The 5,754-nt window shown below is 52.8% G+C and carries 5 protein-coding genes; 2 read left to right on the forward strand and 3 right to left on the reverse strand.

Annotated features, from left to right (window positions below; all coding sequences use genetic code 11):
* Both MYY08_RS04095 and MYY08_RS04100 read left to right on the forward strand, forming a co-directional pair.
* A partial coding sequence (locus MYY08_RS04095; RefSeq protein ID WP_288013351.1) for a hypothetical protein occupies positions 1–189 on the forward strand: 189 nt, incomplete at its 5' end.
* 118 nt (positions 190–307) lie between these two features.
* Positions 308–1,459: an MFS transporter gene (locus MYY08_RS04100; RefSeq protein ID WP_038627057.1), complete on the forward strand. Its 1,152-nt coding sequence runs from the start codon at positions 308–310 to the stop codon at positions 1,457–1,459.
* A gap of 63 nt (positions 1,460–1,522) precedes the next feature.
* On the opposite strand, the gene pflA is transcribed toward MYY08_RS04100, so the two are convergent.
* The 3 genes from pflA to focA all read right to left on the reverse strand — a co-directional run bounded on the left by pflA (position 1,523) and on the right by focA (position 5,658).
* On the reverse strand, positions 1,523–2,263 hold the full coding sequence (gene pflA, locus MYY08_RS04105) for a pyruvate formate lyase 1-activating protein (RefSeq protein ID WP_038627055.1): 741 nt from the start codon (positions 2,261–2,263) through the stop codon (positions 1,523–1,525).
* 164 nt (positions 2,264–2,427) lie between these two features.
* Positions 2,428–4,716: a formate C-acetyltransferase gene (pflB, locus tag MYY08_RS04110; RefSeq protein ID WP_288013355.1), complete on the reverse strand. Its 2,289-nt coding sequence runs from the start codon at positions 4,714–4,716 to the stop codon at positions 2,428–2,430.
* A gap of 84 nt (positions 4,717–4,800) precedes the next feature.
* Positions 4,801–5,658, reverse strand: coding sequence for a formate transporter FocA (gene focA / locus MYY08_RS04115; RefSeq protein ID WP_288013358.1), 858 nt, complete (start codon positions 5,656–5,658; stop codon positions 4,801–4,803).
* Positions 5,659–5,754: the final 96 nt, after the last annotated feature.

Below are 5,754 nucleotides of genomic sequence, written 5' to 3' on the forward strand. Positions count from 1 at the left end.
TTACCGGCTAATAACAGAAAGACAAGCGTTTTGCATTCCCTTTCATTAAACGTTGCGCTCCGCTATAAGTACAAAGAACAAAAAAATAAATATATCGACTTTCATCGGCGCTGTTTTAATCAACTCATTGAATTACTAAGCTATTATCGAACGAAGCGATCAGAAATTGCCGCCGCTGCGCTGTTATAGATAAAAAAATTAAATCGCCCTAAAGCAAATTGTGCCACCGTTAAATTCCACGCATTGACATCAAAAACAGAAGTGGCAATATTCGCGCACTTTCTCTCACTTCCCTGTGACTTAACCGATGTCCACCTGGTCTCGTCCCGTTGTGCTGCTGCTCTGCGGCCTGCTGCTGTTAACGGTCTCTATTGCCGTGCTTAATACTCTTGTGCCCCTGTGGCTGACTCACGACAGCTTGCCGACCTGGCAGGTAGGTATGGTTAGCTCGTCCTGGTACGCCGGTAACCTTATAGGTACGCTGCTGGCCGGCTGGCTGATTAAGCATTACGGCTTTAACCGCAGCTATTATCTCGCTTCGCTGGTCTTTGCCGTCTCGACCGCCGCGCTGGGCATGAATGAAGGATTCTGGAGCTGGACGCTGTGGCGCCTGGCGGCGGGCATCGGCTGCGCCTGGATTTGGGTGGTGGTTGAAAGCGCTTTGCTCTGTAGCGGGACGTTGCGTAATCGCGGTCAACTGCTGGCGGCTTACATGATTGTCTATTACCTGGGCACCGTTGCCGGACAGCTAATGATTAGCAAGATGCCTACAGGTCTGACACACGTTCTGCCATGGGTCACCGCAGTGATCGTGACCGGCGTGCTGCCGATTATCTTTATGAAGATTACGCCGGCAGCGAATGAAGATGATGGCGCGCCGGGCCGCATTTGGCCGATGCTGCGTCGTCGCAGCTCAAGGCTGGGCATTAACGGCTGCATTATTTCCGGTATTGTGCTGGGATCGCTGTATGGCCTGATGCCGCTCTATCTTTCCCATCAGGGCATCAGCGACGCTAACGTGGGATACTGGATGGCGCTGTTGGTCAGCGCCGGGATCGTTGGCCAGTGGCCTGTTGGACGCCTGGCTGACCGCTACGGTCGTCTTCTGGTGCTGCGCGTGCAGGTGTTTATCGTCATCCTCGGGGCCATTGCCATGCTGGGCAATACCGCGATGGTGCCAGCCCTGTTTATTCTGGGCGCGGCCGGTTTTACGCTGTATCCGGTGGCGATGTCGTGGGCCTGCGAAACCGTAAAGCATCATGAGCTGGTGGCGATGAACCAGGCGCTACTGTTGAGCTATACTATCGGCAGCCTGGCAGGACCCAGCATGACGGCAATGCTGATGCAGAACTATTCTGACCAGCTGCTGTTTGTGATGATCGCGGCGGTGGCGCTGGTCTATTTAGTGATGCTGCTGCGCAAAGCCGATCATCATGTTACGCCGGTGGCGCAGGCATAAAGCTGCTCAGCATCGGATATAAAAAAGGGCGACTAAAGTCGCCCTTTTTTGTTGGCCGCCAGGCTAGTAGGTCACCTTGTGCCCATAACCTTCCAGGATATGCTTGATGCGATCCATGGTATCCGCTTTGGGCGGTTTAACGCCGTCCAGCTTGTACTCCTCGCCCATGGCAGTCCATTTGTGTTTGCCCAGCTCATGGTAGGGCAGCAGCTCGATTTTCTCAACGTTCTTCATATCACGGGTAAATTCACCCAGGCGATGCGCGGAATCGTCATCATCCGTATAGCCCGGCACAATCACATAGCGTATCCAGGTGCGAATGCCTTTCTTCGCGAGATAGCGGGCAAAATCCATGGTGCGATGGTTAGAAACGCCTACCAGAATCTGATGGATATCATCGTTAATCTGCTTCAGATCGAGCATTACCAGATCGGTCACGTCCAGCAGTTCGTCAATGACCGGATCGTAGCGGCGTACAAAGCCGTTGGTGTCCAGACAGGTATGGATGCCTTCCGCCTTGCACGCCCGGAACCAGTCCCGGACAAAAGCAGCCTGTAAGATAGCCTCACCGCCGGACGCGGTGACGCCGCCGCCTGAAGCATTCATAAAGTGGCGATAGGAGAGAACATCCTTCATTAACTCTTCAACCGTGATTTCCTTGCCTCCATGCGTATCCCAGGTATCGCGATTATGACAATAGAGGCAGCGCATCAGGCAGCCCTGAAAGAAGGTGATAAAGCGGATACCGGGACCATCAACGGTGCCACAGGATTCAAATGAGTGAATACGGCCGATAGTTGACATTGCGATGAGTTCTCCAAAATGAGCCTGCCTGGCAGGTGACGCAGTCTTTACGGGCTGCTGCGTTAAGTTGAGTCTGTTTTGCCAGATGACCTCGGTCGAGATCTCTGGCAAACCAGGCTTGCTGGTAAAAAGGCTCCCGCAGGAGCCTTTCATTAGCGCGGGGATTACAGCGACTGAGTAAAGGTACGCGTAATCACATCCTGCTGCTGCTCTTTGGTCAGCGAGTTAAAACGCACCGCATAACCTGAAACGCGAATGGTCAGCTGCGGATATTTCTCCGGATGGTCCATCGCATCCATCAGCATTTCACGGTTCATGACGTTAACGTTCAAATGCTGACCGCCTTCAATCGCCGTTTCCGCTTCATGGTGGAAGTAACCATCCATAAGACCGGCCAGGTTGGTTTTACGCACGTCGTCATCTTTACCCAGCGCGTTCGGCACGATAGAGAAGGTGTAAGAGATACCATCTTTCGCGTAAGCGAACGGCAGCTTGGCAACGGAGGTCAGCGAGGCGACGGCGCCTTTCTGATCGCGGCCATGCATCGGGTTTGCGCCCGGACCGAAAGGTGCGCCTGCGCGACGGCCATCCGGGGTGTTACCCGTTTTCTTACCGTAAACCACGTTTGAAGTAATGGTCAGTACAGACTGGGTCGGCACGGCGTCACGATAGGTGTTCAGTTTCTGAATTTTCTTCATGAAACGTTCAACCAGGTCGCAGGCAAGGTCGTCGACACGCGGATCGTTGTTACCGAACTGCGGATATTCGCCTTCGATTTCAAAGTCCACAGCCAGGCCATCTTCATCACGAACCGGCTTAACTTTGGCATATTTAATCGCTGACAGGGAGTCTGCCGCAACAGACAGACCGGCAATGCCGCAGGCCATGGTGCGGTAAACGTCACGGTCATGCAGCGCCATCAACGCAGCTTCATAGCTGTATTTGTCGTGCATGTAGTGAATGATGTTCAGCGCGGTGACGTACTGTTTAGCCAGCCAGTCCATAAAGTGGTCGAGGCGCGCCATAACGGTGTCGAAATCCAGCACGTCGTCGGTGATCGGCGAATCTTTCGGGCCGACCTGCATTTTCATTTTCTCGTCAACGCCGCCGTTGATTGCGTACAGCAGGGTTTTGGCGAGGTTGGCGCGCGCGCCGAAGAACTGCATCTGTTTACCGACGATCATCGGGCTGACGCAGCAGGCGATAGCGTAATCGTCGTTATCGAAGTCCGGACGCATCAAATCATCGTTTTCATACTGCACGGATGACGTGTCGATAGAGACTTTCGCTGCATATTTCTTAAAGTTAATCGGCAGCTGCTCTGACCACAGAATGGTCATGTTCGGTTCCGGTGACGGGCCCATGGTGTACAGGGTGTTCAGGAAGCGGAAGGTGGTTTTGGTCACCAGCGTGCGGCCGTCTACGCCCATACCTGCCAGGGATTCCGTTGCCCAGATCGGGTCGCCGGAGAAGAGTTCATCATACTCTGGCGTACGCAGGAAGCGCACCATGCGCAGCTTCATTACCAGGTGGTCGATCAGCTCCTGTGCTTCCTCTTCAGTCAGTTTGCCTGCCTGCATATCGCGTTCGATATAAACATCAAGGAAGGTAGAAACGCGGCCAAAGGACATCGCTGCGCCGTTCTGAGACTTCACAGCCGCCAGATAAGCGAAGTAGGTCCACTGTACTGCTTCTTGCGCGTTGATTGCCGGGCGAGAGATGTCGCAGCCATATTTCGCCGCCATTTCTTTCAGCTGCGCCAGCGCGCGATGCTGTTCAGCGATCTCTTCACGCAGACGGATAGTGGCTTCCAGGTTAACGCCATTTTCCAAATCGCTCTGCAGAGAAGTGAACTGAGCGAATTTATCCTGCATCAGATAATCGATGCCGTACAGCGCGACGCGACGGTAGTCGCCAATGATACGGCCACGGCCGTAGGCATCAGGCAGACCGGTCAGCACGCCTGATTTACGGCAGCGCAGAATGTCCGGGGTATAGACGTCGAATACGCCCTGGTTATGGGTTTTACGGTATTCGGTGAAGATTTTTTTCAGCTGAGGATCAAGCTCGCGGTTATACGCTTTGCATGAACCTTCCACCATTTTGATGCCGCCAAAGGGAATCAGCGCGCGTTTCAGCGGCGCATCGGTCTGCAGGCCTACGATTTTTTCCAGGTTCTGGTCGATGTAGCCTGCATCGTGAGAGGTAATGGTAGATGCAACATCGGTATCAAAATCAACCGGCGCATGGGTGCGGTTTTCGATTTTGATACCTTCCAACACTTTATTCCACAGCTGTGTGGTTGCGTCGGTAGCGCCAGCCAGGAAGGATTCGTCACCTTCATAAGGCGTGTAGTTTTTCTGAATGAAATCGCGAACGTTAACTGATTTCTGCCATTCGCCTGCGCTAAAACCTTCCCAGGCAGCAGCCAGTTTTTCATTGAGCTCGGTCATGATATACCTACCTTCTGATAAAAGTTCTTTTTTTGCGCCAGCCGAACGCGTGGCCAGCCGGCGCGAATAGATTGCGTTGCGCGGCTAGTGAGCGGTATGGCCGCGTAGATAAATAACCCAGTACGTTAATCCCACCAGCACACCGCCGCCGATGATATTGCCGATAGTAACGGGAATCAGGTTATCGATAATAAAGTGGCTCAGCGTCAGGTTTGGAAACTGAGCAGCCGTTGCGCCGGTTGCCTGCCAGAATTCAGGCGAAGCGAAGTCGCGTATGACGATGCCCATCGGAATCATGAACATATTGGCGATGCTGTGTTCAAAGCCGCAGGCGACAAACATCGAGACCGGTAAAACCATGGCGAACATTTTGTCCGTCAGGCTGCGGCCGGAGTAGCTCATCCAGATAGCCAGACAGACCATTAAATTAGCCAGCGTGCCCAGGCAAACGGCCTCAAGAAAAGAGTGATGCATTTTGTGGTCGGCGGTTTGCAGGACATTCATGCCCCATGCGCCATTAGCCGCAAGATATTCACCGGAAAACCAGATGAGCGCGACAAAAAACAGGGCGCCGAGCAGGTTGCCGATATAAACGTTTAGCCAGTTTTTTCCCAGCTGACCCCAGCTGATGCGGCCACTGGCTTTGGCGACAACGATCAGAACGGTTGAGGTAAACAGATCTGCGCCACAGACGACCACCAGAATCAGACCTAAAGAGAAGCAGAGGCCGCCCACCAGTTTGGCTAAACCATAGGGGACATCCGCTGTGCCGGTGGTTGCTGTAATATAAAAAACGAAAGCAATAGAGATAAATACGCCAGCGTTTATCGCCAGGAAAAATGTGGTTAATGGATGTTTTGTGGCTTTATAAACACCCGCCTCTTCGGCAACTTTTGCCATGGCTGGTGGCAATAATAGATTGAAAGGATTGTCAGTATTCACACTAACGTACTCCCATAAAAAATTGTCGTAGAGATACTAACAAAGGAGTATTTAGCGAAAATTGATATAGATCATATTGGGCGAGCGGCTTAAAGC

Origin of the sequence: Mixta sp. (assembly GCF_024610815.1) — a bacterium.
GTDB lineage: Bacteria > Pseudomonadota > Gammaproteobacteria > Enterobacterales > Enterobacteriaceae > Mixta > Mixta calida.

Bases quoted from the DNA above. Each gene is read 5' to 3' on its own strand.
- MYY08_RS04100 (WP_038627057.1), top strand. From the start codon at position 308: ATGTCCACCTGGTCTCGTCCCGTTGTGCTGCTGCTCTGCGGCCTGCTG.
- pflA (WP_038627055.1), bottom strand. From the start codon at position 2,263: ATGTCAACTATCGGCCGTATTCACTCATTTGAATCCTGTGGCACCGTT.
- pflB (WP_288013355.1), bottom strand. From the start codon at position 4,716: ATGACCGAGCTCAATGAAAAACTGGCTGCTGCCTGGGAAGGTTTTAGC.